22 protein-coding genes and 1 tRNA gene are annotated in these 26,217 nt (G+C 67.3%); 11 read left to right on the top strand and 12 right to left on the bottom strand.

Annotated features, from left to right (window positions below; translation table 11 throughout):
- Positions 1–90 precede the first annotated feature (90 nt).
- The 6 genes from IED13_RS13775 (at position 91) to IED13_RS13755 (ending at position 7,851) form a co-directional block, all read left to right on the top strand.
- Positions 91–1,647 carry an alpha,alpha-trehalose-phosphate synthase (UDP-forming) gene (locus IED13_RS13775; protein ID WP_191124502.1) on the top strand — a complete coding sequence of 519 codons (1,557 nt, stop codon included), beginning with the start codon at positions 91–93 and terminating at the stop codon, positions 1,645–1,647.
- A 185-nt stretch (positions 1,648–1,832) separates the two neighbouring features.
- Positions 1,833–4,100 (top strand): phosphoenolpyruvate--protein phosphotransferase, encoded by a 2,268-nt coding sequence (gene ptsP, locus IED13_RS13770; RefSeq protein ID WP_038360671.1) that lies wholly within the window; start codon positions 1,833–1,835, stop codon positions 4,098–4,100.
- A gap of 52 nt (positions 4,101–4,152) precedes the next feature.
- Complete coding sequence (prfA, locus tag IED13_RS13765; protein WP_112763017.1) at positions 4,153–5,244, top strand: peptide chain release factor 1; 1,092 nt, start codon at positions 4,153–4,155, stop codon at positions 5,242–5,244.
- 69 nt (positions 5,245–5,313) lie between these two features.
- Entirely contained in the window at positions 5,314–5,565 is a 252-nt protein-coding gene (locus IED13_RS28830) for a hypothetical protein (RefSeq protein ID WP_038360676.1), read from the top strand.
- Positions 5,566–5,618: 53 nt separating this feature from the next.
- On the top strand, positions 5,619–6,458 hold the full coding sequence (gene prmC / locus IED13_RS13760) for a peptide chain release factor N(5)-glutamine methyltransferase (protein ID WP_260368420.1): 840 nt from the start codon (positions 5,619–5,621) through the stop codon (positions 6,456–6,458).
- Between the two features lie 406 nt (positions 6,459–6,864).
- A complete protein-coding gene (locus IED13_RS13755) occupies positions 6,865–7,851 on the top strand; it encodes a DUF4167 domain-containing protein (protein ID WP_248312573.1) in 987 nt (328 codons plus the stop codon).
- 79 nt (positions 7,852–7,930) lie between these two features.
- Here IED13_RS13755 and IED13_RS13750 read toward each other — a convergent pair whose 3' ends face one another.
- Both IED13_RS13750 and IED13_RS13745 read right to left on the bottom strand, forming a co-directional pair.
- A complete protein-coding gene (locus tag IED13_RS13750; protein ID WP_191124499.1) occupies positions 7,931–8,716 on the bottom strand; it encodes an MOSC domain-containing protein in 786 nt (261 codons plus the stop codon).
- 80 nt (positions 8,717–8,796) lie between these two features.
- The gene (locus tag IED13_RS13745; RefSeq protein WP_038360682.1) at positions 8,797–9,114 is read right to left on the bottom strand and encodes a DUF2293 domain-containing protein; all 318 of its coding nucleotides are present in this window, start codon (positions 9,112–9,114) and stop codon (positions 8,797–8,799) included.
- Positions 9,115–9,288: 174 nt separating this feature from the next.
- Here IED13_RS13745 and clpB point away from each other — a divergent pair, with 174 nt between their 5' ends.
- Positions 9,289–11,907: an ATP-dependent chaperone ClpB gene (gene clpB / locus IED13_RS13740; RefSeq protein WP_133562440.1), complete on the top strand. Its 2,619-nt coding sequence runs from the start codon at positions 9,289–9,291 to the stop codon at positions 11,905–11,907.
- 159 nt (positions 11,908–12,066) lie between these two features.
- Here clpB and metW read toward each other — a convergent pair whose 3' ends face one another.
- Complete coding sequence (gene metW / locus IED13_RS13735) at positions 12,067–12,690, bottom strand: methionine biosynthesis protein MetW (RefSeq protein WP_038360688.1); 624 nt, start codon at positions 12,688–12,690, stop codon at positions 12,067–12,069.
- Positions 12,691–12,692: 2 nt separating this feature from the next.
- A complete protein-coding gene (gene metX / locus IED13_RS13730; protein ID WP_133562438.1) occupies positions 12,693–13,862 on the bottom strand; it encodes a homoserine O-acetyltransferase MetX in 1,170 nt (389 codons plus the stop codon).
- Between the two features lie 169 nt (positions 13,863–14,031).
- Between metX and IED13_RS13725 the strand changes: the two genes are divergently transcribed.
- From IED13_RS13725 to IED13_RS13710, 4 genes are all read left to right on the top strand, one after another.
- Entirely contained in the window at positions 14,032–14,868 is an 837-nt protein-coding gene (locus tag IED13_RS13725; RefSeq protein ID WP_191124498.1) for a chorismate mutase, read from the top strand.
- A gap of 157 nt (positions 14,869–15,025) precedes the next feature.
- The gene (gene hisC / locus IED13_RS13720; RefSeq protein WP_133562436.1) at positions 15,026–16,129 is read left to right on the top strand and encodes a histidinol-phosphate transaminase; all 1,104 of its coding nucleotides are present in this window, start codon (positions 15,026–15,028) and stop codon (positions 16,127–16,129) included.
- A gap of 5 nt (positions 16,130–16,134) precedes the next feature.
- Positions 16,135–17,073: a prephenate/arogenate dehydrogenase family protein gene (locus tag IED13_RS13715; RefSeq protein WP_113254187.1), complete on the top strand. Its 939-nt coding sequence runs from the start codon at positions 16,135–16,137 to the stop codon at positions 17,071–17,073.
- 104 nt (positions 17,074–17,177) lie between these two features.
- Positions 17,178–17,253 (top strand) — tRNA-Thr (locus tag IED13_RS13710).
- 172 nt (positions 17,254–17,425) lie between these two features.
- Here the strand turns inward: IED13_RS13710 and IED13_RS13705 are convergent.
- Genes IED13_RS13705 through IED13_RS13670 form a run of 8 tightly spaced genes read right to left on the bottom strand, consistent with a single transcriptional unit; the run spans position 17,426 to position 25,875 of the window.
- The gene (locus IED13_RS13705) at positions 17,426–18,520 is read right to left on the bottom strand and encodes an LLM class flavin-dependent oxidoreductase (protein ID WP_191124497.1); all 1,095 of its coding nucleotides are present in this window, start codon (positions 18,518–18,520) and stop codon (positions 17,426–17,428) included.
- A gap of 6 nt (positions 18,521–18,526) precedes the next feature.
- Complete coding sequence (locus IED13_RS13700; RefSeq protein ID WP_191124496.1) at positions 18,527–19,459, bottom strand: ABC transporter substrate-binding protein; 933 nt, start codon at positions 19,457–19,459, stop codon at positions 18,527–18,529.
- Positions 19,460–19,503: 44 nt separating this feature from the next.
- Positions 19,504–20,436 carry an ABC transporter substrate-binding protein gene (locus tag IED13_RS13695; RefSeq protein WP_112763013.1) on the bottom strand — a complete coding sequence of 311 codons (933 nt, stop codon included), beginning with the start codon at positions 20,434–20,436 and terminating at the stop codon, positions 19,504–19,506.
- Between the two features lie 31 nt (positions 20,437–20,467).
- Entirely contained in the window at positions 20,468–22,261 is a 1,794-nt protein-coding gene (locus IED13_RS29220; protein ID WP_191124495.1) for an amino acid ABC transporter permease/ATP-binding protein, read from the bottom strand.
- 41 nt (positions 22,262–22,302) lie between these two features.
- Entirely contained in the window at positions 22,303–22,839 is a 537-nt protein-coding gene (locus IED13_RS13685) for a GNAT family N-acetyltransferase (RefSeq protein WP_038360707.1), read from the bottom strand.
- Positions 22,840–22,874: 35 nt separating this feature from the next.
- Positions 22,875–24,230, bottom strand: a complete 1,356-nt coding sequence (locus tag IED13_RS13680) for an LLM class flavin-dependent oxidoreductase (RefSeq protein WP_191124494.1) — start codon at positions 24,228–24,230, stop codon at positions 22,875–22,877.
- Positions 24,231–24,252: 22 nt separating this feature from the next.
- The gene (locus IED13_RS13675) at positions 24,253–25,248 is read right to left on the bottom strand and encodes an LLM class flavin-dependent oxidoreductase (RefSeq protein ID WP_191124493.1); all 996 of its coding nucleotides are present in this window, start codon (positions 25,246–25,248) and stop codon (positions 24,253–24,255) included.
- Positions 25,249–25,257: 9 nt separating this feature from the next.
- Complete coding sequence (locus IED13_RS13670) at positions 25,258–25,875, bottom strand: flavin reductase family protein (protein WP_191124492.1); 618 nt, start codon at positions 25,873–25,875, stop codon at positions 25,258–25,260.
- Positions 25,876–26,217: the final 342 nt, after the last annotated feature.

The following is a 26,217-nucleotide window of genomic DNA, read 5'->3' as shown; positions in this document are numbered from 1 at the left end:
GCACCTCGGAAACATTACGCCTTTCGCGGCGTTCTGTTCCTGCCGCCCATGGCAAAAATCGGGCGGCCTTCCTCGGAGAACTCGTCGCCCATGCGTCTTGTCGTCGTTTCCAACCGCGTCACCATCCCCGATCGTTATGAAAAAGCGACGGCGGGCGGCTTGGCGGTCGCGCTGAGGGAGGCGCTCGAAAAATATGGCGGCCTCTGGTTCGGCTGGAGCGGCGCAGTCGGCGAGGACACCCGCCAGGTCCAGCGCGGCAACGTGACCTACGCGGTCACCGACCTGACCGAGGCCGAACGCCAAAGCTATTATCTCGGCTTCTCCAACCGCGCGCTCTGGCCGATCATGCATTACCGGCTCGGGCTGACCGAGTTCCAGCGCAGCGACTATATGGGCTATCTCGGCGTCAACCGCCGCTTCGCCCGGGCACTGGCCGGGCTGATCCAGCCGGACGACGTCATCTGGATTCACGACTACCACCTGATTCCGCTGGCGGCGGAGCTGCGCCGGCGCGGCGTCACCAACCGGATCGGCTATTTCCATCACATCCCCTGGCCTTCCGCCGATGTGCTCGGCGCCCTGCCGTTCAGCGCCACGCTGGTCCGGACGCTCGCCGCCTACGATCTCATCGGCATGCAGACCGAGCTCGACGTCCGCAATCTGATCGGCGGCCTCGTCGATTTGTGCGGCGCTCGCCAGGAAGGGCGGCGTGTGCGCCTCGGCGCGCGCGAGACCCTGATGCAGGCCTTCCCGATCGGCATCGATGTCGAGGCGTTCCGGCGCCTGGCCGCGGCCTCGGTGCGCCGGGCGGTGACGCCGCTCAGGGCCACGCGGGAATCGCTCGGCGAACGCAAGCTGGTGATCGGCGTCGACCGGCTCGACTACTCGAAGGGCATCGTCCAGCGCCTGGAGGCCTTCGGCCAGTTCCTGCTCAGCCATCCGGAGCAGCGTGGCAATGTCAGCCTGCTGCAGATCGCCCCGCCGTCGCGCAGCGACGTGCCGGAATATGCCGAGCTCGACCGGATGTCCGACGAGGTGGCGGGGCGGCTCAACGCCCAGCTCGGCGAATTCGACTGGACGCCGATCCGCGTGGTGAAGAAGGCCTATTCCCGCACCGCGCTCGCCGGCTTCTATCGCCGCGCGCAGGTCGGGCTGGTCACGCCGATGCGGGATGGCATGAACCTCGTCGCGAAGGAATATGTCGCGGCGCAGGACCCGGCGGATCCCGGTGTTCTGGTGCTGTCGCGCTTTGCCGGGGCCGCGCAGCAGATGGGTGAGGCGCTGATCGTCAACCCCTACGACACCCATGAGGTGGCGGAGGCGATCCGCACCGCGTTGGCGATGCCGAAAAGCGAGCGCATCCGCCGCTTCGAGCAGCTCTACCATGTCATCGAGACGACCGACATCGACTGGTGGCGGCGGCGCTATCTGGAAGCGCTCACCGGCGTGCCCCTGTCCACCGGCGCCGTCGAGCCGCCCCGGAAGACCGGGACCAGGACCAAGGGCGATTCGGCGACGAGGCGCGCGAGCCGCGCCAAGGGGGCCGCTGTTCCCGGGCGTACGGATACGAAGAGTCGGGCGGTCGCCGCCGGGCACAAGGCGAGCCCGCATCCGGGCGATGCGGGGCATTCCACGCCCGTCCGCTGACTTGCCTGCCGGGCCGATCGCGAAAATCTGGCCTGAATCGCCGATCGTGCCGCGCCCGGCGCAACCGGCCCTTGCCGAAGGCGGCCTTTGGTCGCTAGAAGGCGCAGTGATCCGGGTGGGCGACTCAGGGTCTGGACAGGCATCGTATCGTCGATGGCTGAGGAGGCGGCGGAGGGCTGAGATCGATGCGAGGCGCTCTCGGAGGACCGGGCGTCCTTTTGCGCCGCCTCCGCGAGGTCATGGCGGCGTCGATCAGCCCGCAGGAGCGGCTGGACAGGCTCGTCGTCCTGATCGCCGGCAATCTCGTCGCCGAAGTCTGCTCGGTCTACGTCCTGCGCGAGGACGGCTCCCTCGAGCTCTATGCCACCGAAGGCCTCAATCGCGAGGCGGTCCACCTCACCACGATGCGGGCCGGCGAAGGTCTTGTCGGCCTGATCGCGAGCGAGGCCGAAGCGCTGGCCCTGTCGGATGCGCAGGCGCATCCGGCCTTCTCCTACCGCCCCGAGACGGGCGAAGAAGTCTATCGCTCCTTCCTGGGTGTGCCGATCCTGCGTGGCGGCGCCGTGATGGGCGTGCTTGTCATCCAGAATCGCGCCTCTCGGATCTATTCCGAGGAGGAGATCGAGACGCTGCAGACCACCGCCATGATCATGGCGGAGATGATCGCGGCCGGCGGGCTGAAGTCGCTGGCCGCGCCCGGCGCCTCGATTGGCCTCGACCGGCCGATCCATGGCGTCGGTGTCTCGCTGGCGGATGGCGTCGGCCTCGGCCATGCCGTGATGCACGAGCCGCGCGTCGCGATCAGCAACCTCATCGCCGAGAACCCTGCCGCCGAGGTGACGCGGCTGGAGGCGGCGATCGGCGAGATGCGGGCCTCGATCGACGAATTGATCGAGCGCGGCGACGTCGCCCATACCGGCGAGCATCGCGACGTGCTCGAAACCTTCCGCATGTTCGCCCATGACCAGGGCTGGCTGCGCCGCATGCGCGAGGTGGTGCTGACCGGCCTCACCGCCGAGGCGGCGGTCGAGCGCGTCCAGTCCGACACCCGCGCCAAGATGCTGCGCCAGACCGACCCCTATCTGCGCGAGCGCCTGCACGATCTCGACGATCTGGCCAACCGCCTGCTGCGGACATTGACGGGCAAGGCCAACGGCGTCGCGCGCGAGGACCTGCCGGAGAACGCCATCCTCGTGGCGCGCTCGATGGGGCCGGCGGCCCTGCTCGACTATGACCGCTCCCGTCTGCGCGGGCTCCTGCTGGAGGAGGGCGGGCCGACCAGCCACATCGCCATCGTCGCCCGCGCGCTCGGCATCCCCGCCGTCGGCGAGGTCGTCAACGCCACGGCGCTGGTCCAGGCCGGCGATGCCATCATCGTCGACGGCCAGGCCGGCGAGGTGCAGATCCGCCCGCAGCCCGATGTCGAGAACGCCTACAAGGACAAGGCTCGGCTGAGGGCGCGCAAGCAGAAGCAATACGAGAAGCTGAAGGAGATGCCGGCCGTCACCAGGGACGGTCTCGGCATCACCTTGCAGATCAATGCCGGGCTGATCGTCGACATGCCGAACATCACGGCGACGGCCGCCTCCGGCATCGGGCTGTTCCGCACCGAATTGCAGTTCATGGTGGCGCAGCACATGCCGACCACCGCCGAGCAGCAGGCGCTCTATGCCGCGGTGCTCGATGCGGCCGAGCATCGCCCGGTCACCTTCCGCACTCTCGATATCGGCGGCGACAAGGTGCTGCCCTATATGGAGCGGATCGAGGAGGAGAACCCGGCGCTGGGCTGGCGCGCGATCCGCATCGGCCTCGACAAGCCGCGGCTGCTGCGGGCGCAGTTGCGCGCGATGTTGCGGGCCGGCGCCGGCCGCGATCTCAAGATCATGCTGCCCATGGTCGCGACGACCGAGGAATTCCGGCGGGCCCGCATGATCCTGCACCGCGAGCAGGCCATGCTGGAGAAGCAGGGCGTCGCGCCGCCGCGTGATCTGCGCGTTGGCGTGATGGTCGAGGTGCCGTCGCTGCTGTTCGAATTGCCCGAGATCGCCCGCGAGGCGGATTTTCTCTCGATCGGCACCAACGACCTGATGCAGTTCCTCTTCGCCGCCGACCGCGAGAACAAGCGCGTCGCCGACCGCTTCGACCCGCTCAGCGTGGGCGCCCTGCGCGCCCTGCGGAGCATCGTCGATGCGGCGAGCGAGGCGCGTTGCCCGGTCACGGTCTGCGGGGAGATGGGCGGCAAGCCGCTGGAGACCATGGCGTTGATCGGGCTGGGCTATCGCGCCTTCTCGATGTCGGCGGCCTCGGTCGGCCCGGTCAAGGCGATGCTGCGCGGGCTCGATGCCGGCAAGCTCCGGGAGCGGCTCGAATGGATGCTCGCCTCACCCGAAGGCGCGGTCAATCTGCGCCCGCAGCTGGCGGCCTTCGCCTCCGAGTTCAAGGTGCCGGTCTAGCGTCGCTTCCCGCCGCGAGACCCGCTTTTCAGATCGTTTTCAGAGTTCCCTCATGTCCGTACAGCTTCCGCAGGATCGTCTCGACGGCATCGTGGCTCGCCACGCCGCCGCAACCGAGGAGATCAACCATGCCACCGATCCGGTGCGCACGGTCGAGCTTGCCAAGGAGCTGTCGGAACTCGATCCCGTCGTGGCCGCCATCGCCTCGTGGCGCCAGGCTCAGGAGACGCTGGCCGAGGCCGAGGCTCTGATCGCCGACCCCGCGACCGATCCCGAGTTTCGCGAGCTCGCCTATGAGGAGCGCGATGCCGCCCGCGCCGAGATCGAGACGCGCTCCCGCGAGATCCTGATCGCGCTGCTGCCAAAGGACGCGGCCGACGAGCGTGGCGTCATCATCGAGATCCGCGCCGGGACCGGCGGCGACGAAGCCTCGCTCTTCGCCGGCGACCTGCTGCGCATGTACCAGCGCCACGCCGCGCAGAAGGGCTGGAGCGTCGAGATCCTGTCGGAGAGCGAAGGCACGATGGGGGGCTACAAGGAGGTCATCGCCGAGATCAACGGCCGCGGCGTCTATGCCCGGCTGAAATTCGAATCCGGCGTCCACCGCGTGCAGCGCGTGCCCGATACCGAGGGGAGCGGGCGCATCCACACCTCCGCCGCGACCGTCGCCACGCTGCCGCTGGCGAGCGAGGTCGACATCGCGCTCAACGAGGCCGATATCCGCATCGACACCTTGCGCTCGGGCGGCGCCGGCGGCCAGCACGTCAACAAGACCGAATCCGCCGTCCGCCTGACCCATATCCCGACGAACACGGTGGTCCTGGTCCAGGATGAGCGCTCCCAGCACAAGAACAAGGCGCGCGCCTATGAATTGCTGCGGGCCAAGCTCTACGACATGGAGCGGATGCGGATCGATGCCGAACGGTCGGCCGATCGACGTTCGCAGGTCGGCTCCGGCGACCGCTCCGAGCGCATCCGCACCTACAACTTCCCGCAGGGGCGCGTCACCGACCACCGCATCAACCTGACCCTCTACAAGCTCGACGAGATGATGCAGGGGCTCGTGCTCGACGAGATCATCGATGCGCTGACGGCCGAGCATCAGGCGAAGCTGCTTCTGGAAGAAGGAATCGCCGGAAAATGACGGCGATGAAACCAAATTCTCCTTCTCGCGTTGCTGATGCATCGACACCAGCAAACGGGGGAACCTCCCATGATGAAGACCGTATCGACGATCGCGATGGCCGGGTTGATGGCTCTGGCCATGTCCGGCGCTTCACAGGCGCAGGAGCAGACCATGCGCAAGGTGACGTCCGGCAAGCCGGCGGCCCTTCAGGGAGCGATGACCCAGGCTCAAGCCCGCAAGGCCTGCCAGACGGAGATGAGGGGCGCTCGCGAGAGCAAGGCCTCGCTCCGCACCAAGATGAAGCTGTGCGTCGACCAGAAGATGCAGGGCAACAGCTGAACCCGACTGACCGAGCGGCCCGAGCGGCCGTCGAGGGGTTAGGGGAGGGCGCCGTGCCGACCGTGAGGGAGGCGCGGCGTCTTGTCGTCCGGGCCCTGCGTCAGGCCGGCATCGAGCCGGCCGGGCTCGAAGCGCGCCTTCTGCTCGAAGGGGCGCTGGAGACGCGCCATCTCGACCCGGATCGTTCGCTCGACCCCGCCACCGCCGCGGTGCTCGCCGGTTTCCTGCATCGGCGGATCGTCGGTGAACCGGTCTGGCGGGTCCTCGGCGAGCGTGAATTCTGGGGGCTTACCTTCCGCCTCTCGCCGGCGACGCTGGAGCCGCGGCCGGATAGCGAGACCATCGTCGAGGCGGCATTGGACCGGTTGGGCGGACGCCGGGACGAGACGCTGTCGATCCTGGATCTGGGCACCGGCACGGGCTGCCTTCTCGTCGCCCTGCTCAGCGAGTGCCGGAACGCGACGGGGCTCGGCATCGATCTCTCAGCGGAAGCCTGCGAAACCGCCGCCGGCAACGCCGCACGGAACGGCGTCGCCGGGCGGGTTTCCTTCCGCCAGGGCCGTTGGACCGAAGGGCTGAGTGGCCCTTTCGACCTGATCGTCTCGAACCCGCCCTATATCCCGTCCTCCGACATCGCGACGCTGGCGGTCGAGGTGCGCGAGCACGATCCGCGCCTCGCCCTCGATGGCGGGCCTGATGGGCTCGATCCTTACCGATGCTTCGCCCGCAGCCTGCCGGCCCTTCTGGCGCCCGGAGGCTTTATCGTTCTCGAAATCGGCGCCGGCCAGAAGCAGGATATCGCTTCGATCATGGCAGGCGGCGGCCTTGAATTGCAGGCGAGTCGTTACGATCTCGGAGGGCATGAGCGGGCCCTGATCTTTGCGCCCGCCTGATCATGCACAGGCTTTTGGTCGATTTCGCTTGGAGAAGCAGCCAAAAGCGGTTATGCAGCTTTCAGCCGAAGCTGGCGGCGTCAGAGCCGGAGCCTTGGGCGGCCCCTTTCATCGGCAGGCCTTGCTCAAGATCAGCATTGTTTACGGGCGTGTTCCTGAAGCGATGTAACTGACCTGCCAGATTGGACTCCGAAGGCGCTGCGGCGCCCCTCGGCCTATGGGGATGGATCCCCTTTTGGAATAAGAGCGCGTGAAGACCAGAAACGGCGCAAGGCCCCTTCAGGTCCACTCAGCCCGACACGGCGTCGCAACCCGCTGTGTGTCGAAACGCGCATGACGACGCCACGGTTGCTTTGAACAAAGAAGCGCGAGACAGACGCGAATGAGACCAGGTCAGAACCGGCGTATGCGCGGCCGTAGCAATAACGGCAACAATAACGGCAATCGTAAATCTCCCAACCCTTTGCAGCGTAGCTACGAGTCGAACGGGCCGGACGTAAAGGTCCGCGGCACGGCTCAGCACGTCGCCGAGAAGTATTTGCAGCTCGCTCGCGATGCGCAATCTTCGGGCGATACCGTTGCTGCCGAGGGCTACTTCCAGCACGCCGAACACTATTATCGCATCCTGCTCGCAGCGCAGGAGCAGATGACGCAGCAATTCGGCCATACCTTCCCGCCCAATCGCGCCTTCGTCGATGTCGAGGACGACATGGAGGAGGAGGGGGACGACGACGGCTCCTTCCAGCCGGGCACGGGCCCGCAGCCGGATTTCCGTGGTCAGAACGGCCAGATGAACGGCAACGGCTATAACGGGCATGGTGGCCAGCGCGCCGAGGGCGAAGCCGGCGACGGCCAGTCGCAAGGTGGCGGCCAGCGCTTCGACCGTCAGAACCGCCGCGAGCGCTTCAACAACAACAACAACAATAACAACAACAACAATAACAACGAGCGTCGCTTCGACCGGCAGGATCGTGGCGAACGCCGCTTCGATCGCAACGGCGAAGCCGGGCAGGGCGGTTACACGCCGCGTCCCGACGCACCGCGTTCCGACATTCCGGTTGGCAATGTCGGGGAGCCGGTGGCGCCCGTCGCTGCCGAGCAGCCGCAGGCCGAGCGCTCCTTCGAGCGTCCGCAGCGCGCCGAGCGCCGCCCGCGTCGCGAGCGGCAGCCCGAGCCCGAGGGGGAAGATGTCGCCAGCGCGCTGCCGTCCTTCCTGACGAACCCGGTCCGCACCGTGGCGCCGGTCGAGCCGGTGGCTGCGGAACCTGCTGAGCCCGCCCCGGTCGGCGATACCGCCGAGGAGGCCGCTCCGGCCAAGCGGGTGCGCCGTCGCCGGTCGCCGCGCGAGGTCATGGACGCGCTGGGTTCCGAGACGGACGGTTCTGCCGAGTAAGTTCGGAGCATCGGACCATCAGAGATAAAAAAGGGCCCGCAAGGGCCCTTTTTCTTGTCTGCGGTGCTCTCCGGGATGGTCAGGCGATGCCGAGTTCCGCGGGCGCCTCGGACGGCATGAGGGCGTCGCCTTCCCGCAGCGTTCCGCCGGCAATGATGCGGCAATAGATGCCGCAATCGACATGGCCGTAATTCTTCATCAGCGCCTTCGGGATCTGCATGTCGCGGGCGCCGGTATCCGGGTCGACATTGGTCGCGGCGCAACGCTCGATCCGCTTGATGACCTGTAGCTTCAGGCCGTCCGGCCCGTCGATGTCGCGGCCGACGAGGTCGTTTTCCCCCCAGGCCGAAAGCCCGCTCACCATCAGGTTGCCGCGGAAGCGCAGCGGATCGACCGGCCGTCCGAGCCGCCCTTCGAGATCGGCGACGCTGGCGAGGTTGATGATCGAGACGAAGCCGGAGCGGGAATCGGTGAAGCGATAGGTTGAGGGCGCTGTCAGCAGTTTCGGCTCCCCGCGCAGCTCATCCGGCATGAAACTCTCGAAGAAGCGGGCGAGCGCGGCGTGGCCCTCTTCGGTGGCCATGGGGGCACGCAAAGCCTCCTTGCCCTCGTGCCGGATGACGAGATCGCCGCTGGCATCGTCGTAGCGCGTGCGCAGCCGCGCCAGCGATTCGTTGCGCATCAGCATGAGGTATTTGATCTTCGGCTGATGCACCGGCTCGGCCGGGTCGAAACCCGAAGGGCCGTTCTCGATGGCGAAGAGCCGATCGCCCGGAAAATAGCCGCCCGCCGGCAGGCTGGCCTGCGACAGGCGCTCCGGCGAAAGGCCCTTCACGGGATAGCGGTACAGTGTCTCGATGCGCATGATCTGTCCGGCCGTTGCAATCTGCCGGACGATAGCCGCCTTCCGGCGCCCTGACAGATCAAATTCTGTATCCGTTTCGATCAAGCGTCCGCATCGTCTTCTCCATCCGCGACCGAACGCTGGCAGCCCCAGCCGGCCAGCACCGCATCGGTCTCGTCGGCGACGAAGAAGCGGGCGGCATCGCGGTCATAACCCTCGCCCAGCAGACGCTCGTAATCGGTATGGACGTGGCGGACATGGCTGCCGAGCGCGAGCCACAGTGCCGTCGAAGGCGGCAGATCCTTCATGTGGCGCCGCTCCGCCAGGGTGATCACCGCCTCTGCGTCGGAAAGCGGGATGCCTGGCGCGAGCGCTCTCAACGCCCGACGAATCGCCTGCTGTCGCTTGGTCCCGGCCATGCCCGATCTGCGCCTGGCGCGACGCTGAGGTCAATTGCATCGCCCCCTCTTCCGTTGCGCCAATGTCACACTATCTTGGGAGGCGAAGGGCGGCCCATCGCGGCGCCCTATCCTGATGAAAGGCAGCGGGTCTTGCGTCGCTACGGGGCGCGGCCTGCGGGCGGAGTGATCTGAATGAACATTGAAAAATATACTGACCGGGCGAAGGGCTTCCTCCAGGCGGCGCAGACGATCGCGCTGCGCGAGGGCAACCAGCAATTCACCCCCGAGCATCTGCTCAAGGCGTTGCTCGACGACAACGAAGGCATGGCGGCAGGTCTCATCGACCGGGCCGGCGGCCAGTCGCGCCTCGCGCTGCAGCTTGTCGACCAGGCGCTGGCGAAGCTGCCGAAGGTCTCGGGCGGCTCGGGCGGCCTCAACCTGACGCCGGGTCTCGCCCGCGTCTTCGACACCGCCGAGAAAGCGGCCGAGAAGGCCGGCGACAGTTTCGTCACGGTCGAGCGGCTTTTGCTCGCGCTCGCGATCGAGAAGGACACAGAGGCCGGCAAGGCGCTGTCGAAGGCGGGCGTCACCCCGCAGGCGCTGAATGCCGCGATCGAGGCGATCCGCAAGGGCCGCACTGCCGATTCCGCTTCGGCCGAGCAGGCCTATGACGCGCTGAAGAAATATGCCCGTGACCTCACCGCCGCGGCGCGCGAGGGCAAGCTCGACCCGGTGATCGGCCGCGACGAGGAGATCCGCCGCACCATCCAGGTGCTGTCGCGCCGGACCAAGAACAATCCCGTCCTGATCGGCGAGCCCGGCGTCGGCAAGACCGCCATCGCCGAAGGCCTCGCCTTGCGCATCGTCAATGGCGACGTGCCGGAGAGCCTGAAGGACAAGGAACTGCTCGCCCTCGACATGGGCTCGCTCATCGCCGGCGCGAAATATCGCGGCGAGTTCGAGGAGCGGCTGAAGGCGGTGCTGACCGAGGTTTCGTCCTCGGATGGCGGCATCATCCTGTTCATCGACGAGATGCACACCCTCGTCGGCGCCGGCAAGACCGACGGCGCGATGGATGCGTCGAACCTGCTGAAGCCGGCGCTCGCGCGCGGCGAACTGCACTGCATCGGCGCGACCACGCTCGACGAGTATCGCAAATATGTCGAGAAGGATGCGGCGCTGGCGCGGCGCTTCCAGCCGGTCTTCGTCGACGAGCCGACGGTCGAGGACACCATCTCGATCCTGCGCGGCCTGAAGGAGAAATACGAGCAGCATCACCGCGTCCGCATCACGGATTCGGCGCTGGTCTCGGCGGCGACCCTGTCGAATCGCTACATCACCGACCGCTTCCTGCCGGACAAGGCGATCGACCTCGTCGACGAGGCCTCGGCGCGCCTGCGCATGCAGGTCGATTCCAAGCCCGAGGAGCTGGATTCGATCGACCGCGAGATCGTCCGTCTCAAGATCGAGCAGGAGGCGCTCAAGAAGGAGAACGACGCCGGCTCGAAGGAGCGGCTGAAGCGGCTCGAATCCGAGCTGGCCGATCTGGAGTCGCGCTCCGACACCATCACGGCCAAGTGGAAAGCCGAGAAGGACAAGCTCGGCCACGCCGCCGAGCTGAAAACCAAGCTCGACAACGCCCGCAACGAACTCGCCCAGGCGCAGCGCAAGGGCGAGTATCAGCGGGCGGGCGAGCTTGCCTATGGCGAGATCCCCGGGCTCGAGAAGCAGCTCGCCGAGGTCGAGGAGAAGGGCGAGGGCGCCGGCATGGTCGAGGAGGCGGTGACGCCGGACCATGTCGCGCAGGTCGTCAGCCGCTGGACCGGCGTGCCGGTCGATCGCATGCTCGAAGGCGAGAGGGAGAAGCTGCTCCGCATGGAGGAGGTTCTGGGCTCCCGCGTCGTCGGGCAGCGCGAGGCGGTGGAGGCGGTCTCGACCGCGGTCCGTCGTGCGCGGGCCGGCCTGCAGGATCCCAACCGTCCGATCGGCTCCTTCATGTTCCTCGGCCCCACCGGCGTCGGCAAGACCGAACTGACCAAGGCTCTGGCCTCGTTCCTGTTCGACGACGATACCGCGCTCCTGCGCATCGACATGTCGGAGTACATGGAGAAGCACTCGGTCGCCCGGCTGATCGGCGCGCCTCCCGGCTATGTCGGCTATGAGGAGGGCGGTGCGCTGACGGAAGCGGTGCGCCGCCGGCCCTATCAGGTCGTGCTCTTCGACGAGATCGAGAAGGCGCATCCGGACGTGTTCAACGTCCTGCTGCAGGTTCTCGACGATGGCCGCCTCACCGACGGCCAGGGCCGCACGGTCGATTTCCGCAACGTGCTGATCATCATGACCTCGAACCTCGGTTCGGAGTATCTGGTGAACCAGCCCGAGGGGCAGGACAGCGATGCGGTGCGCGACGAGGTCATGGGCGTGGTCCGTCACGCCTTCAGGCCCGAGTTCCTGAACCGGATCGACGACATCATCCTGTTCCATCGCCTGCGGCGGAAGGACATGGACGCCATCGTCGATATCCAGATGGCCCGGCTGCAGAAGCTGCTGACCGATCGCAAGATCACGCTCGAGCTTTCGAAGGAGGCGCGCGAGTGGCTGGCCGACAAGGGTTATGACCCCGCCTATGGCGCGCGCCCGCTGAAGCGCGTGATCCAGAAGTTCGTTCAGGATCCGCTGGCGGAAGCCATCCTGGCCGGCGAGATCGTCGATGGCGAGACGGTGCCGATCACCGTCGGTCCGGGCTCGCTGATGCTGGGCCATGTCGCGGCCGTGAAGGAGAAGCGGCCCGTGGGTGTGGCGCTGAACTGAAATCGCGAGCGCCCTTCTCCTCTCGAGGGAGAAGGTGTCTGCGGAGCAGACGGGTGAGGGAAGGGTCGCGTAAGCGGCCCTTTTCTTTGCCTGTCGCGTCGCCCTCATCCGTCAGCGCTGCGCTGCCATCTTCTCCCCTGAGGGGAGAAGGAGAAGGATTCACCCCCGCTTCAGCAGGAACACCGCCTGCGCGCCGAACAGGTTCCAGAACCACCACGGCGCCTTGACGCCGACCTTGCCGCCGGCGGCGTCGAGCGCCACCGCGCGTTCCTTCTCCGCGCCGATCAGGTCGCAGAGCGCGACGAAATCGCGGATCGTGCAGAAATGGATGTTGGGCGTGTCCCACCAGCTATAGGGCAGGGCCTCGGTCACCGGCATATGCCCCTGGAAGAACACCTGCGAGCGCATCCGCCAATGCCCGAAATTCGGGAAGGAAACGATGGCGCGACGGCCGATCCTGAGCATCTGCTCCAGCACGAGGCGCGGATTGCGCGTCGCCTGAATCGTCTGGGACAGGATGACATAGTCGAACGAGTCGTCGGGGTAGTCGGCGAGATCGGTGTCGGCGTCGCCCTGGATCACCGAGAGCCCGCGCGCCACGCAATCGGCCACGCCCTCGCGCGAGAGCTCGATCCCGCGCGCATCGACATTGCGGGTCTCCGCGAGCAGTGCCAGCAGCGCCCCGTCGCCGCAGCCGACATCGAGCACGCGCGTGCCGGGCTGCACCATCTCGGCGACGAGCTTTAGGTCGATGCGGTTCGTCTGGTTGTCCGGGAGGGTCATGCTCAGAGTCCCCGCGCCCGTGCCGCCGCGCCGATGAAGCCGCGCGTCGTGGCGAAGAGGTTGGGCTCTTCCAGAAGGAAGGCGTCGTGGCCCTTGTCGCTCTCCAGCTCGACGAAGGAGACCGAAGCGCCGGCTGCGTTGAGCGCATGCACGATGGCGCGGGAATCCGCCGTGGGGAACAGCCAGTCCGAGGTGAAGGAGGCCACGCAGAAGCGCGTCTTCGTGCCTGCGAAGGCGCGCGCCAGCACGCCGTCATGGTCGGCGGCGAGGTCGAAATAATCCATCGCCCGCGTGACGTAGAGATAGGAATTGGCGTCGAAGCGCTCGACGAAGCTCAGGCCCTGATGGCGCAGATAGCTCTCGACCTGAAAGTCGGCGTCGAAGGAGAAGGTCGGCGCCTCCCTGTCCTGCAGCTTGCGGCCGAATTTGCGGTGCAGCGCCTGCTCGGAGAGATAGGTGATATGCGCGCCCATCCGGGCGACCGAAAGTCCCTTGGAAGGCCGGGTGCCTTCTTCGAGATAGCGTCCCTGGCGCCAGTCCGGATCGGCCATCACCGCCTGCCGTCCGACCTCGTGGAAGGCGATGTTCTGCGCCGAATGCTTGGCTCCCGTCGCCAGCGGCAGCGCCGAGAACACCCGGCCCGGATAGCTCGCCGCCCATTGCAGCACCTGCATGCCGCCCATCGAGCCGCCGGCGACGCAGAACAGCGTCTCGATGCCGAGCGAGTCGATCAATGCCGCCTGCGCCCGCACCATGTCGCGGATGGTGACGACCGGGAAGGACAGGCCCCAGGGCTTGCCCGTCGCCGGATTGGTCGAGGCCGGGCCGGTCGTGCCCGTGCAGCCGCCAACGACATTGGCGCAGATCACGAAGAAGCGGTCGGTATCGATCGGCTTGCCCGGCCCGATCATCGCGGTCCACCAGCCGCCCTTGCCGGTGATCGGGTTGCGGCTCGCGACATACTGGTCGCCGGTCAGGGCGTGGCAGACCAGCACCGCGTTCGACTTGTCGGCGTTCAGCGTGCCGTAGGTCTGATAGGCGATCTGCCAGTGGTCGAGCACGACGCCGCAATCCATCAATAGCGGCGCTTCCGGCCCGAAGCGCGCGACCGGGCTCGAAGGCTCGTTGGCTTCCTTCAGCGGGTCGGCGAGGCTGGGGGAGAGATCGCTCATATCGTCCGTTTCGGCAGTGTTATTTGTCTTGCCGGTCCAAGCGTTCGGAAAATCGAACTCTAGCGATGACCTGCCACGGCGCTGCTGTCAACGCGGGATTGTGCAGCCGGCTTTGCCAAGGCGCGGCGGGAGCGCTAAGGAGCGTGGCCTTGCCGGAAAGCGCGTTGCCATGACCGAAGCCGCCCCGACCACCCTTGCCGATCTGCGCAGCGAAATCGACCGCATCGACAGCACGATGCATGCGCTGCTGATGGAGCGTTCGCAGATCATCGAGACGCTGATCTCGATCAAGAAGACGCAAGCCTCCGGTTCCGCCTTCCGCCCCGGCCGCGAGGCCGACATCATGAAGCGGCTCGCGCTCAGCCATAAGGGCCTCCTGCCGCTCGACACCGTCGAGAGCGTCTGGCGCATCATCATCGCCACCTTCACCTATGTGCAGGCGCCTTATTCGGTCCATGCCGATGTTTCGGGCGGCGACCCGGCGATGCGCGATTCCGCCCGCTTCCATTTCGGCTTCACGGTGCCTTTCGTCCCGCATGAGGACGCCCGCGCCGTGATCCGCGCCGTCGCCGAATCCGCCGGCGATCTCGGCATCTTTCGCATGGATCAAGGCGCCAGCGCCGGCATCTGGTGGCGCGACCTGATCGGGCCGGATGCGCCGAAGATCATCGCGCGTCTGCCCTTCGTCGAGCGCCCGGACCATCCGGCCGGCACGCCGGTCTACTGCATCGCCAAGCCGCTGGCGGACGCCGCGGTGCGCGAGATCGTGCTCTATGCCGCCCGTGTCGAGCGCTGGTCGGAGGCGCTGCGCCACGGTCTTGCCGAGCATCTGGCCGAGGTCTCGGCCTCGGCTGCCGACGGCTCGCATCTGTCGCTGCTGGTCGCCGCCTCCGGCGAGGTCGATCAGGCGGCGATCCGGGCTGCGCTCGCACCCGCCGGTCTCAGCGACTTCTCGGAGATCGGCAGCCACGCCGCCCGTTTCGCCGTCAAATCCGCCCGTTCGTGAACACTCTCACGTATCGCCTCTGATCCGCCGTCGTCATCCCGGGCAAGCGCAGCGCAGACCCGGGATCCATCGTAGAGTGCATCGCCCTCCGATGGATTCCGGGTCTCCCTCCGGTCGCCCGGAATGACGGGGAAGGATCGAACCGAAAGACCGATAGATGACCGCCTCTCGCCCCGTGCCCCGTCCCGGCGTCCTCGAGATCGAGGCCTATGTCCCCGGCAAATCCGCCGCGCCCGCCGGCGTGAAGCTGCACAAGCTCTCCTCCAACGAAACCCCGCTGGGTCCGAGCCCGAAGGCGATCGCCGCCTTCGAGGGCCTCGCCGGCAAGCTGGAGCTCTACCCCGATGGCTCGTCGAGCCGGCTCAAGCAGGCGATCGCCGGCCGCTACGGTCTCGATCCCCAGCGGATCATCTGCGGCAATGGCTCCGACGAACTGCTCGAACTCGTCACCAAGGCCTATCTGGGCGAGGGCGATGAGGGCATCTACAGCCAGTACGGCTTCCTGGTCTATCGCATCGCCATCCTGGCCGCCGGCGGCAAGCCGGTCGTCGTGTCCGAGAAGAACTATACGGCCGATGTCGACGCCATCCTCGCGGCGGTGACGCCGAAGACGAAGATCGTCTTCCTCGCCAATCCCAACAATCCGACCGGCACCTATCTGCCCTTCGATCAGGTGAAGCGCCTGCAGGCCGGCCTGCCGCCGCATGTCCTGCTGGTGCTCGACGCGGCCTATGCCGAATATGTCCGGCGCAACGACTACGCGTCGGGCCTCGAGCTTGTCGCCGAGAGCGAGAACGTCGTGATGACGCGAACCTTCTCGAAGATCTACGGCCTCGCCAATCTGCGCATCGGCTGGCTCTACGGGCCTGCCCATGTCATCGACGCGCTGGAGCGCATCCGCGGCCCCTTCAACGTCAACGGAGCCGCCATCGAGGCCGGTGCCGCCGCCGTCGCCGACGAGGCCCATGTCGCGGCCGCGATCGAGCACAACGACAAATGGCTCGCCTGGGCGACCGCCGAGATCGAGAAGCTCGGCCTCGCGGTCACGCCCTCGGTCGGCAACTTCATCCTGATCCATTTCCCGAAGACGCCGGGCAAGACCGCCAAGGAGGCCGACGCCTTCCTGACCCGGCGCGGTCTCATCCTGCGCGCCGTCGGCGGCTATGGCTTGCCGGATGCGCTGCGCATGACCATCGGCTCCGAGGAGGCGAACCGCCTCGTCGTCGCCGCGCTCGCAGACTTCCTCGCGGGCAAGGCCTGACGCCGATGGCGGAGAGCTTCGCGCCGCGCCGCGCCACACCGGTCTTCACCCGCCTCGCCATCATCGGCATCGGGCTGATCGGCTCCTCGATCGCGCGGGCGGCGAAGGAGCTGAACCTCGCCGGCACGATCGTGCTGGCCGACCAGGACGCGGCCGTGCGCCAGCGGGCGCGCGAGCTCGATCTCGGCCATGCCGTCGCTGATACGGCGGCCGAGGCGGCTGATGGCGCCGATCACATCATCCTCTGCGTGCCGGTCGGCGCCTGCGGTTCGGTGGCGGCCGAAATCGCGCCTTCGCTCAAAGCGGGCGCCATCCTCTCCGATGTCGGCTCGGTCAAGGGCTCGGTGGTCGATGCGGTCCTGCCGCATCTGCCGGAGGGTGTTTCCTTCGTTCCGGCCCATCCGGTGGCGGGCACCGAGAATTCCGGCCCCGATGCCGGCTTCCCCAGCCTCTTCCTCAATCGCTGGTGCATCCTGACGCCGCCGGAAGGCACGGATGCGGCAGCCATCGCCAAAACCCGCCAGTTCTGGGAAGGGATGGGCGCGCTGGTCGAGGTGATGAGCGCGCAGCACCATGACCTCGTCCTCGCCGTCACCAGCCATCTGCCGCACCTCATCGCCTACAACATCGTCGGCACGGCCGAGGATCTGGAGGCGGTGACGCAGTCCGAGGTGATCAAGTTCTCGGCTGGCGGCTTCCGCGATTTCACCCGCATCGCCGCCTCCGACCCGACGATGTGGCGCGACGTCTTCCTGCACAACAAGGAAGCGGTGCTGGAGATGCTCGGCCGCTTCAACGAAGACCTCGCTTTGCTCACCCGCGCGATCCGCTATGGCGACGGCGAGACTTTGCACAAGCACTTCACCCGCACCCGTGCCATCCGCCGCGGCATCGTGGCGCTCGGCCAGGAGAAGCCGGAGACGGAGAAGCTGCGCAAGGATTGAAGGGAGGCGGGATCGCGCCGGAGAATCGCCGGGGCTTCGGTGCTGTGCATGGCGCCGCTTGCGGCTTGCCAAGCAGCCCCCCTGCTGGTACAGCGCCACCCGTTGCCGCTTTAGCTCAGCTGGTAGAGCACCTCATTCGTAATGAGGGGGTCGGGGGTTCGAATCCCTCAAGCGGCACCATTTTCCTCATTCGCTGACGTTTACGAACCGACCCAACCGGTCGGTCTTTTCGTGTTTGGCGTTCGCGGACGACATTCGAGGCCAACAGATGGCCCCGACCGACCCTGCGCTTCGAAATGCCAGCCCCTCCGGAAAGACGGTGAGGCTGCCGCACGGAAAGGGTTTTCAGCTCTCACGCCGAGCGATGATACGCGATGGCGGCGTCTGATAGGTGGGCGCTTCCCGCGGGCGCGCGCTCGGCTGCGGATGGTCGTTGCCCGCGCCAACCAAGTCGCGGTGCGACCAGCTCGACGAAATCCGTCAGGATCTGGCGATGGTCGGCGAGACTGAAATTATACGGCAGTTCCAGCCGCAGCGTGTCGACCAGACGCAGCACCGGATCGGCTTCCAGTCTTTCGACGATGTCCGCGGCCGGCCCGACGATGTCCGGCGCGATCAGCGTCCGCCGCTCGCCCTGCGGCGCCAGCGTGCGCGCCTGGCGGCTGGCGGCATAGTCGCGATAGCGCTGCCGCGTCCCGGCATCGGCGCCGTCGAGCGGCACGATCACCCGGCCGATGGCGATGCGCGGCTCGGCCGGTCCGCGCCAATGCGTGCGGAAGGTCTCGACATGGCGCCGCTGTGTCTCGAAGAAATCGTCGGTCTCCTCGCCGGTGTTGATGTTGCCGAGGAGGAGATGAAAGCCGTTCTCGGACGCCCAGCGGGCGGAGCGCAGCGAGCCGCCGCCATACCAGAGCCGCTGGCGCAAGCCCTGCGCGTGCGGCCGCAGCCGGGGGCGGTGCTCGCCGGCTGCCGAGGTGATGCGCGCCTGCGGCTCGCCCAGCCAGTCGCCCGCGATATTGGCCGCCAGCCGCGCGACGCGGGCATGGGAGAAGTCGATGGCCGCAGGATCGCCGTCGAAGAGGCGTTCCCCCAGCAGCTTGCCGAAGGGCGGCGCCCCGGCGCTCAGGCCGATGTTCAGCCGCCCGCCGGAGAGCACATCGACCAGTGACAGATCCTCCGCCAGCCGGAACGGGTTCTCGTAGCCCATCTGGATGACGGCGCTGCCGAGGCCGATGCGCCGGGTGCGCTGGGTCGCGGCGGCGAGAAAGGTCGCCGCCGAGGAGACACCCGGTTCGAGATGGCGCTGGCGCACCCAGGCGCTCTCGAAACCGAGCGCCTCGCCATATTCGAACAGCGAGAGCGTCTCCTCCAGGCCGGTGCGCGGATCGGCGTCGTCGTAGTTGCCGGGCGTCAGGAAGGCGATGTTGCGGATCGAGAGCTGCGTCATGGCTTTTCAGTATTTCGGCAGGCCGGGCGGGTTGGTCTCGGAACGCGGCAGGGCTTCCTCCTCCAGCCCCCAGCGGGCGAGCGCCTGCCCGTACTTGCCGTTCGCGATCAGGTTGTTGGTCGCGAGCGTCAGCGCGTCGACAAGCCCGCTGCCCTTGCGGGTTGCGATCGCGACGTCGGATTTCAGCGGCCAGCCGGCGCTCAAGGTGCCGATGCGCCTGATGTCCTTGTCGCGCGCGGCGATGAAGACGAGTTGCGCATGGGGCTGGACGATGACGTCCGACCTGCCGGAGCGCAGCGAGACGAGACGCGCTGCCTCGTCGTCGAAAAGCTGGAGCTCGATCGGCTTCAGGCCGGCTGCGACGTTCTGCTTGCTCCACTCGACGAGGATGCGCTCCTGATTGGTGCCGCCGCCGACGGCGATGGTGAGACCGGCGGCGTCTTTCGGCTCCCTAATGCCGGCGATCCTGCTGTCGGCCTTGACGAAGAAGCCGTGCAGCCCTTGCCGGTAGGTCGAGAAGTCGAACTTCTCCTTGCGCTGCTCGGTGACGCCGACATTGGAGATGACGGCGTCGTATTTCCCGGAGGCGAGGCCGAGCGGCCAGTCGGCCCAGGCCACGGGCACGAGGTTCAGCTTCAGGCCGAGGCTGCCGGCGATGAGCAGCGCGAAGTCGGGATCGGCTCCGATCACCGTCTTCGCATCGGTGGCATAGGTCGCGAGCGGGGGCCCGCCGGGGCTGATCCCGACGGTGAGCACACCGGGCTCGGCGAAGGCATAGTTGCTCGGGATGCGCGCGACGGCCGCCGGGTCCTTCTCGGCACGGATACGACCGGTCTGCTCCGGGCCGAGATCGAAGGGCGCCTGCTGGGCGAAGGCGGCCAGGCTCGTGGTGCTGAGCGCGCCGACGAGAAGCGACAGGAGTGTCCGTCGCGGAATCATGATGGTCTCCAGTCCTGAAAGATCGATGGGGTGCTGGCCGCGGCTCAAGCCTTCGGCAGGCCGGGCGGATTGGTGCGCGACTGAGCGATCGCTTCGGCCGTCAGGTTCCAGCGCGCGAGCACCTTGGCGTAGTTGCCGTTCCCGATCTGGGTGTTGAGCGCATGGGTGATCGCGTCGGCGAGGCCGGCGCCCTTGCGCGTCGTGACGGCGATCTCGGCCAGTTCCGGCCAGCCGCCGCTGAAATTGCCGGCGAGTCGCGTCTTGCCCTCCTGCGCGGCCTTGAAGCTCAGCAGGGCGTTCGGGCCGAGATAGGCGTCGGCGCGGCCGGATTCGAGCGCGAGATAGAGAACGACGTCGTCGTCGTAATACTGGATATCGACCGGCTTCAGCCCGGCCTTGATGTTGGCCTCGTTCCAGCGGAGCAGGATCTGCTCCTGGTTGGTGCCGGAGGAGACGATGACCTTCAGCCCCGCCACGTCACGCGGCTCGCGGATGACGATCTCGTTGCCCTTCTTCACATAGAAGCCGAGCAGGTCCTTGCGGTAGGTCGAGAAGTCGAACTTCTCCTTGCGCTGCTCGGTGACCGTGACGTTGGAGATGACCGCGTCGAACTTGCCCGAGACCACGCCGAGCGGCCAGTCGGCCCAGGCCGTGGTGACGATCTCGAGCTTGCGGCCGAGGGCGTCGGCAACAAGCTGGGCGATCTCCGCCTCCGCGCCGATGACCGTCCTGTTGTCGGTCGCGAAACCGCTGAAGGGAAAGCGCCCGGTATTGTTGCCGACGGTGAAGACGCCGTCCTTGGCGAATTTGGCATCCCCGGCGATGAGCCTGATCGCCTCCTCGTCGCGCTGGGCGCGGGGACGGCCCGGCTGTTCGGGCGAGAGGTCGACCGCCTGCTGGGCGAAGGCCCCGGCGGGGATGAGCGCGGAAGAAGCCGCACCGGCGAAAAGGGCGAGCGAAGCGCGTCTGGTCAGCATGATCGTGTTCCTTGTCCGAAAACTTTGAGCGTCAGAGCACCTTGGCGAGGAATTCGCGGGTGCGGGGATGGTCGGGCTCGCCCAGCACCTTCGCCGGCGCGCCGGTCTCGAGGATGCGACCGGCCTCCATGAAGACGACCTGATCGGCGACCTCGCGGGCGAAGCCGATCTCATGGGTGACGATGACGAGCGTCGTGCCGGAGCGGGAGAGTTCCTTGATGACGTCGAGCACCTCGCCGACGAGCTCGGGGTCCAGCGCCGAGGTCGGCTCGTCGAAGAGCAGGACCTTGGGTTTCAAGGCGAGCGCGCGGGCGATGGCGACGCGCTGCTGCTGGCCGCCGGAGAGCTGGCGCGGATAGGCATCGACCTTGTCGGCGAGGCCGACGCGGGCAAGCAGCTCCCGCGCCTCGGCCAGCGCCTGTTCGCGGGAGAGGCCACGCACCGTCACCGGCGCCTCGGCGATGTTCTCGATCGCGGTGAGATGGGGGAAGAGGTTGAAGTTCTGGAAGACCATGCCGACGTCGATGCGGCGCTTCAGGATGTCCTTCTCCTTCAGTTCGTAGAGCGTCTCGCCGTCCTGCCGGTAGCCGATCAATTCGCCGTCGATGGCGATGAAGCCTTCGTCGACCCGCTCCAGATGGTTGATCGCGCGCAGCAGCGTCGATTTGCCCGAGCCGGACTGGCCGATGATCGCGGTGACGCTGCCCGGCTTCAGCGCGAGGCCGACATCGTCGAGCACCTTGAGCGGGCCGAAACTCTTCGAGACGTGGCTGATGCGGATCTCACCGCCGCGACGCGGCGACAGCGTCGCGAGCGAGGCCGCGTCCTGCCGGCTGGCGACCGGTGCCGGCGCGGCGAAGGCGGTGCTCGTGTTGTCTCGACCGCGGCCGAGCCAGCGCAGGGCGCCATCGATCGCTGACGGCGGCGGATTGCGCAGCGCGCCGCGGGCGTAGTGGCGCTCGATATGGCGCTGGAAGAAGGAGAGGACGCTGAGGATGACGAGATACCAGACCGTCGCCACCATCAGCAGCGGGATCACCTCGAGATTGCGCCGGTAGATGACCTGGATGGTGTAGAACAGCTCTGGCAGGGCGAGGATGTAGACCTGGCTGGTCCCCTTCGCGAGGCTGATGATCTCGTTGAAGGCCGTAGGCAGGATCGAGCGCATCGCCTGCGGCAGCACGATGCGCGAGATCTGGCGGCGTCTCGGCAGGCCGAGCGCGGCGGCGGCCTCGTGCTGGCCCTGATCGACGGACAGGATGCCGCCGCGCACGATCTCGGATGAGAAGGCGGCGGCGTTGAGCGTGAGCCCCAGCACGGCGGCGAGGAACGGCGTGATGAGCTGCGTCGTCTGCCAGGAGCCGAAGCTGATATCGGTGAAGGGGATGCCCAGCCAGATCGTGCTGTAGAGATAGCCGAGATTGTTCAGGATCAGCAGCAGCACGATCAGCGGGATCGAGCGGAAGAGCCAGACATAGCCCCAGGACAGGGACGCCAGCAGCGGCGAACCCGAGACCCGCGCCAGCGCCAGCAGCGTCCCGAGCAGGAAGCCGAATACCGTGCCGAGCAGCGTCAGCAGGAGTGTGCGTCCGAGGCCGACCAGCACCGGCTCGGCAAAGAACCACTCGGCGAAGACGTCCCAGCCCCAGCGAGGATTCGACAGCACCGAATTCAGGATCGCGAAGATCACGACGCCTGCGAAGACCGTGCCGATGATCCGCCCGGGATAGCGGGCCGGCACGATCCGGTAGCGGCTGAAGTCGCGCCCGGGCGCTGGCTGATGGGCGTGCGAGGGCAGGCCCGCGAAGTCGCTGGCGAGGGTCATGTTGGATCTTTCGGGCTGAAGGCGGTGCGTTGGTGCGGCCGTCAGGCCGCGTCGAGCGATCGGTGGCTTTCCGATGGCGGGGCCCGTCTCGACGGCGTGACCGAAAGCGCCTTCTCGAATGGCAGGATGCCATAGGTCTCGGGGTCGACGGTCAGGTCGAACAAGGCCGTATAGCCGGCGCCCAGATAAAGCGCCTTGGCCTCGGGTTGGCGGAAGCCGGTGGTCAGATAGATCTTGTCGTAGCCCTGGCGGACCGCCTGCTGTTCCAGCTCTTCGACGATGCGGCGCGCCAACCCCTGGCGGCGCAGCGCGGCATCGGTCCAGACCCGCTTGAGCTCGGCGGTATGGGAGTCGTAGCGCTTGAAGGCGCCGCCGGCGACCGCCCGGCCATCCCGCAGGAGCAGCACGAAATTACCGTCCGGCGGAGCGAAAAGCGCGGCGGGATAGCGGCTCATTTCGGCGCCGGGCGGGTCGCCGAAATAGCTGCCGTAGCGGGTTGCGTATTCCCAGGTCAGCTGCTCGACGAGCGGCTGCGCGCGCGGGTCGAGCGGGGTGGTGTAGACGAACTGATCGGCCATCTCCGGAGCCTTTCTCACAAGCGGTGGCGGCGATCTCAGCCCGCTCTGCGCACGGTTTGCGCGGGGGCATTGCGCGCATGGCGGCTCTCGCGACGCGGCAGGCCGAGATGATCGCGCAAGGTCTGGCCCGGCAGGCTGCGGTCATAGACGCCGCGCTCTTCCAGCACGGGGATCACCAGCTCGACGAAATCGTCGAGGCCCTGGCCGAGGACCGGGAAGCCGAGCACGAAGCCGTCGGCCGCCCGCTTCTCGACGCGCTCGATGAGGCGGCCGGCAACCTCCTCTGCCGAGCCGATCAGGTCCGTGCGCGGGGTCGCTGCTTCGAGCGCCGCTTCGCGCAGGGTCTGGCGCTTCAGAATCGCGTTGCGCTTGATGCGGTCGGTCGTCGAGCGGAAGCTGTTCTTGCCGATATCGCCGAGCTCGGGGAAGGGCGCGTCCAGCGGATAGGCGCTGAAATCATGATGGTCGAAGAAGCGGCCGAGATAGGCGAGCGCGTCCTCGATCGAGATCAGCGCCCGGATCGCGCGATATTTCTCCTCGGCTTCGGCCGGGGTGCGGCCGACGATCGGACCCGCGCCCGGAAACAGCTTCACCTCGTCGGCGCTGCGGCCCTGCGCCACCGCACTCGTCTTGATGGCGCGATACAGCGCCTGGGCCTCCTCCAGCGGGACATGGTTGGCGAAGACCGCATCTGCATGCTTGCCCGCCAGTCCGATGCCCGCTTCGGAGGCACCGGCCTGGAACAGCACGGGCTGCCCCTGCGGCGAGCGCTGGATGTTCAGCGGCCCCTCGACCTGGAAGAAGCGGCCCTTGTAGCCGAGCGTATGCAGCTTCTCGCGGTCGAAGAAGCGGCCGGTCTCGCGGTCGCGCGGGAAGGCGTCGTCATCCCAGGAATCCCACAGGCCCTTGGCGATATCGAGATATTCATGCGCGATCTCGTAGCGCAAAGCATGTTCGGGATGGGGCCGGCTGTAGTTGCGGCCCGATCCTTCCAACGGGGATGTCACGGCGTTCCAACCAGCGCGTCCACCGCTGATCAGATCGAGCGAGGCGAATTGCCGGGCGATCGTGAACGGGTCGCTATAGGAGGTCGAGACCGTTCCGACGAGGCCGAGTTTCCGGGTCGCGACCGCCAGCGCCGAGAGAATCGTCAGTGGCTCGAAGCGGTTGAGGAAATGCGGGATCGACTTCTCGTTGATGTAGAGCCCGTCGGCGATGAAGGCGAAGGCGATGCCGTTCTCCTCCGCTTTCCGGGCATTGCGGATGAAGAAGTCCAGGTTGACGCTGGCATCCGGCGGATTGCTCGGATGACGCCACGCATTCATGTGGCTGCCGGCGCCCTGCAGCATCACGCCGAAGGTCAGGCGGGGAGTCGCGGTGCTCTTGGCCATGGATCTCGTCCTTTCCGAATGATCAGGCTGCGAGCGCCGGCGCTTCGCCGGCCAGCAGCATCACGGACGCGAGCCGCTTCTCGGCGGCGGCGGGCGGTGTATCGATGATGAATTCACGGACGCCGAAGCGTGCCTGCAGCCGCTCCAGCTCGCGGCGAACCTGCTCGGCCGTGCCGGAAACGATCTGCGGCTTGCGGATTTCGGTGTGGTAGGCGACGGCGCCGGCCTGCCGGGCATATTCCGCCGCCTGCTCTTCCGAGCCGAGATTGACGCTATGGCCATCGTCGAGCGTCACGCGCACGATCTTCAGCGCATCGGTGAGGCTGCGCGCCTCGTCCGGCGACGGCGCGGCGAGAGCCGTCACGGCCAGCAGGACCGGTCCTTTGCCGCCCGCGCCGGCATAGGCTTCGAAGCTCGCCTCTATCGTCTTCTCGTCGCCATTATGCTGGCCGGCGAAAACGAAATTCCAGCCGCGCTCCCCGGCCAGCCTGGCGCTGTCCGGGCTGCCGCCCAGCAGGAAGCGTTCGGGTGAAACGGGCGGCTGCGGCAGAGCGCGCGCTGCCCCTTCCTCCGCGGTGTGGACGCTCAGGAACGTATCGAGCTCGCTCAACTGTGCGCTGAAGTCGTGGGCGGGACCGGATGCGTGGAGGACGCGCAGCGCCCGTGTCGACGCCGGCAACCCGCCGGGCGCGCGCCCGATGCCGAGATCGACGCGTCCCGGAGCAAGCGACGCCAGGACATTGAAGATCTCCGCGACCTTGTAGGGGCTGTAATGCGGCAAGAGGACACCGCCGGAGCCGATCCGGATGCTGCGCGTGCGCGCGGCGAGATAGGCGATCAGCACCTCGGGAGCGGAGCTCGCCAGACCGGGAAAACCGTGATGCTCGGCGACCCAGAAGCGCGTGTATCCGAGCCGTTCGGCCGTCTGTGCCAGCGCGACCGTCCGTTGCAGCGCAACGGCGGCGTTCTCGCCTTCCGGGATCGGGCTCTTGTCGAGGAGGCTCAGGCGGTAGCTCATCGTCGTTCCTCAATAGGCTCGCAGGCCGAGTGCACTTGCAGCCTCGTCGGGCAGCCAGCCGAGGCGCTCATAGGCGCCACGCCAATAGAGGAGCGCTGCCGACTCGCCGCCGATCCTGATCTCGCGAATCCGGCCGATGACGATGGCGTGGGAGTGCCGCTCGATCAGCTCCTCGATCTCGCAGTCGAGATTGGCGAGCGCGCCGTCGAGCAGGGCAGAACCCGATGCGCCCTCCGTCCAGCTTGCCTCGGCATAGCGGGCGAGGCCCTTCTCGCCGCCGCGGCCGGCAAACCGGTCGGCGATGGGCTTCTGGTCGGCGGCGAGAAGATTCACGGCAAAGGCGCCATGCGCCCGCAGCACCGGAAAGCTGGACGATGCCAGGTTGAGCCCGAACATCACTGTCGGCGGCTCGGCCGACAGCGACGAGACGGAGGTCGCCACCAGGCCGGTCCGCGCGGCGCCCCGGCCCGTCGTGATGACGCTGACGCCGCCGGCGAGCTGGCGAAGCGCCTGGCGGAAAAGCTGGAGATCAGCCGGGGCCGGGTGCGCCGGCGCGGTGGAGGAGGCGATTGCCCTCGGAAGATCCTTCGGGCCGGGGGCCTTCGGCACAAGCGAGACGACCGTCATAATGGACTCCGAGAAGATTGCGCCCTGGCCGGGCCAGGCGACGTCGGCCAACGAGCAGAGCCGGAAAGGGCAGATGCGGGCTCGGCGATGGCGGGGAAGAGGAGGGGCTCAGCGGTCTTGTCGCAGGCCCGTATCGGCGTCGCTGGGAACATGAATCCCCCTTCGCCGGGGAGCCGGCGCTGCAATCTGTCTATGGTGTTCGATGGATCAGTGCTGGCGGCGAGACGCTCTTACGCCAGACATCGGCGCGATCGACGAGATATTCCGCATCGTTCAGCGATGGCAGACATGGGTCAGACTCCGTTGCGGAGCCCACGATCGTCTCGTGGTGCTTTTAGCATT

The sequence above is a fragment of the Allobosea spartocytisi genome (genome assembly GCF_014764685.1).
In the GTDB taxonomy this organism is placed as follows: domain Bacteria; phylum Pseudomonadota; class Alphaproteobacteria; order Rhizobiales; family Beijerinckiaceae; genus Allobosea; species Allobosea spartocytisi.
This window is presented reverse-complemented; position numbering and strand designations above follow the sequence as displayed.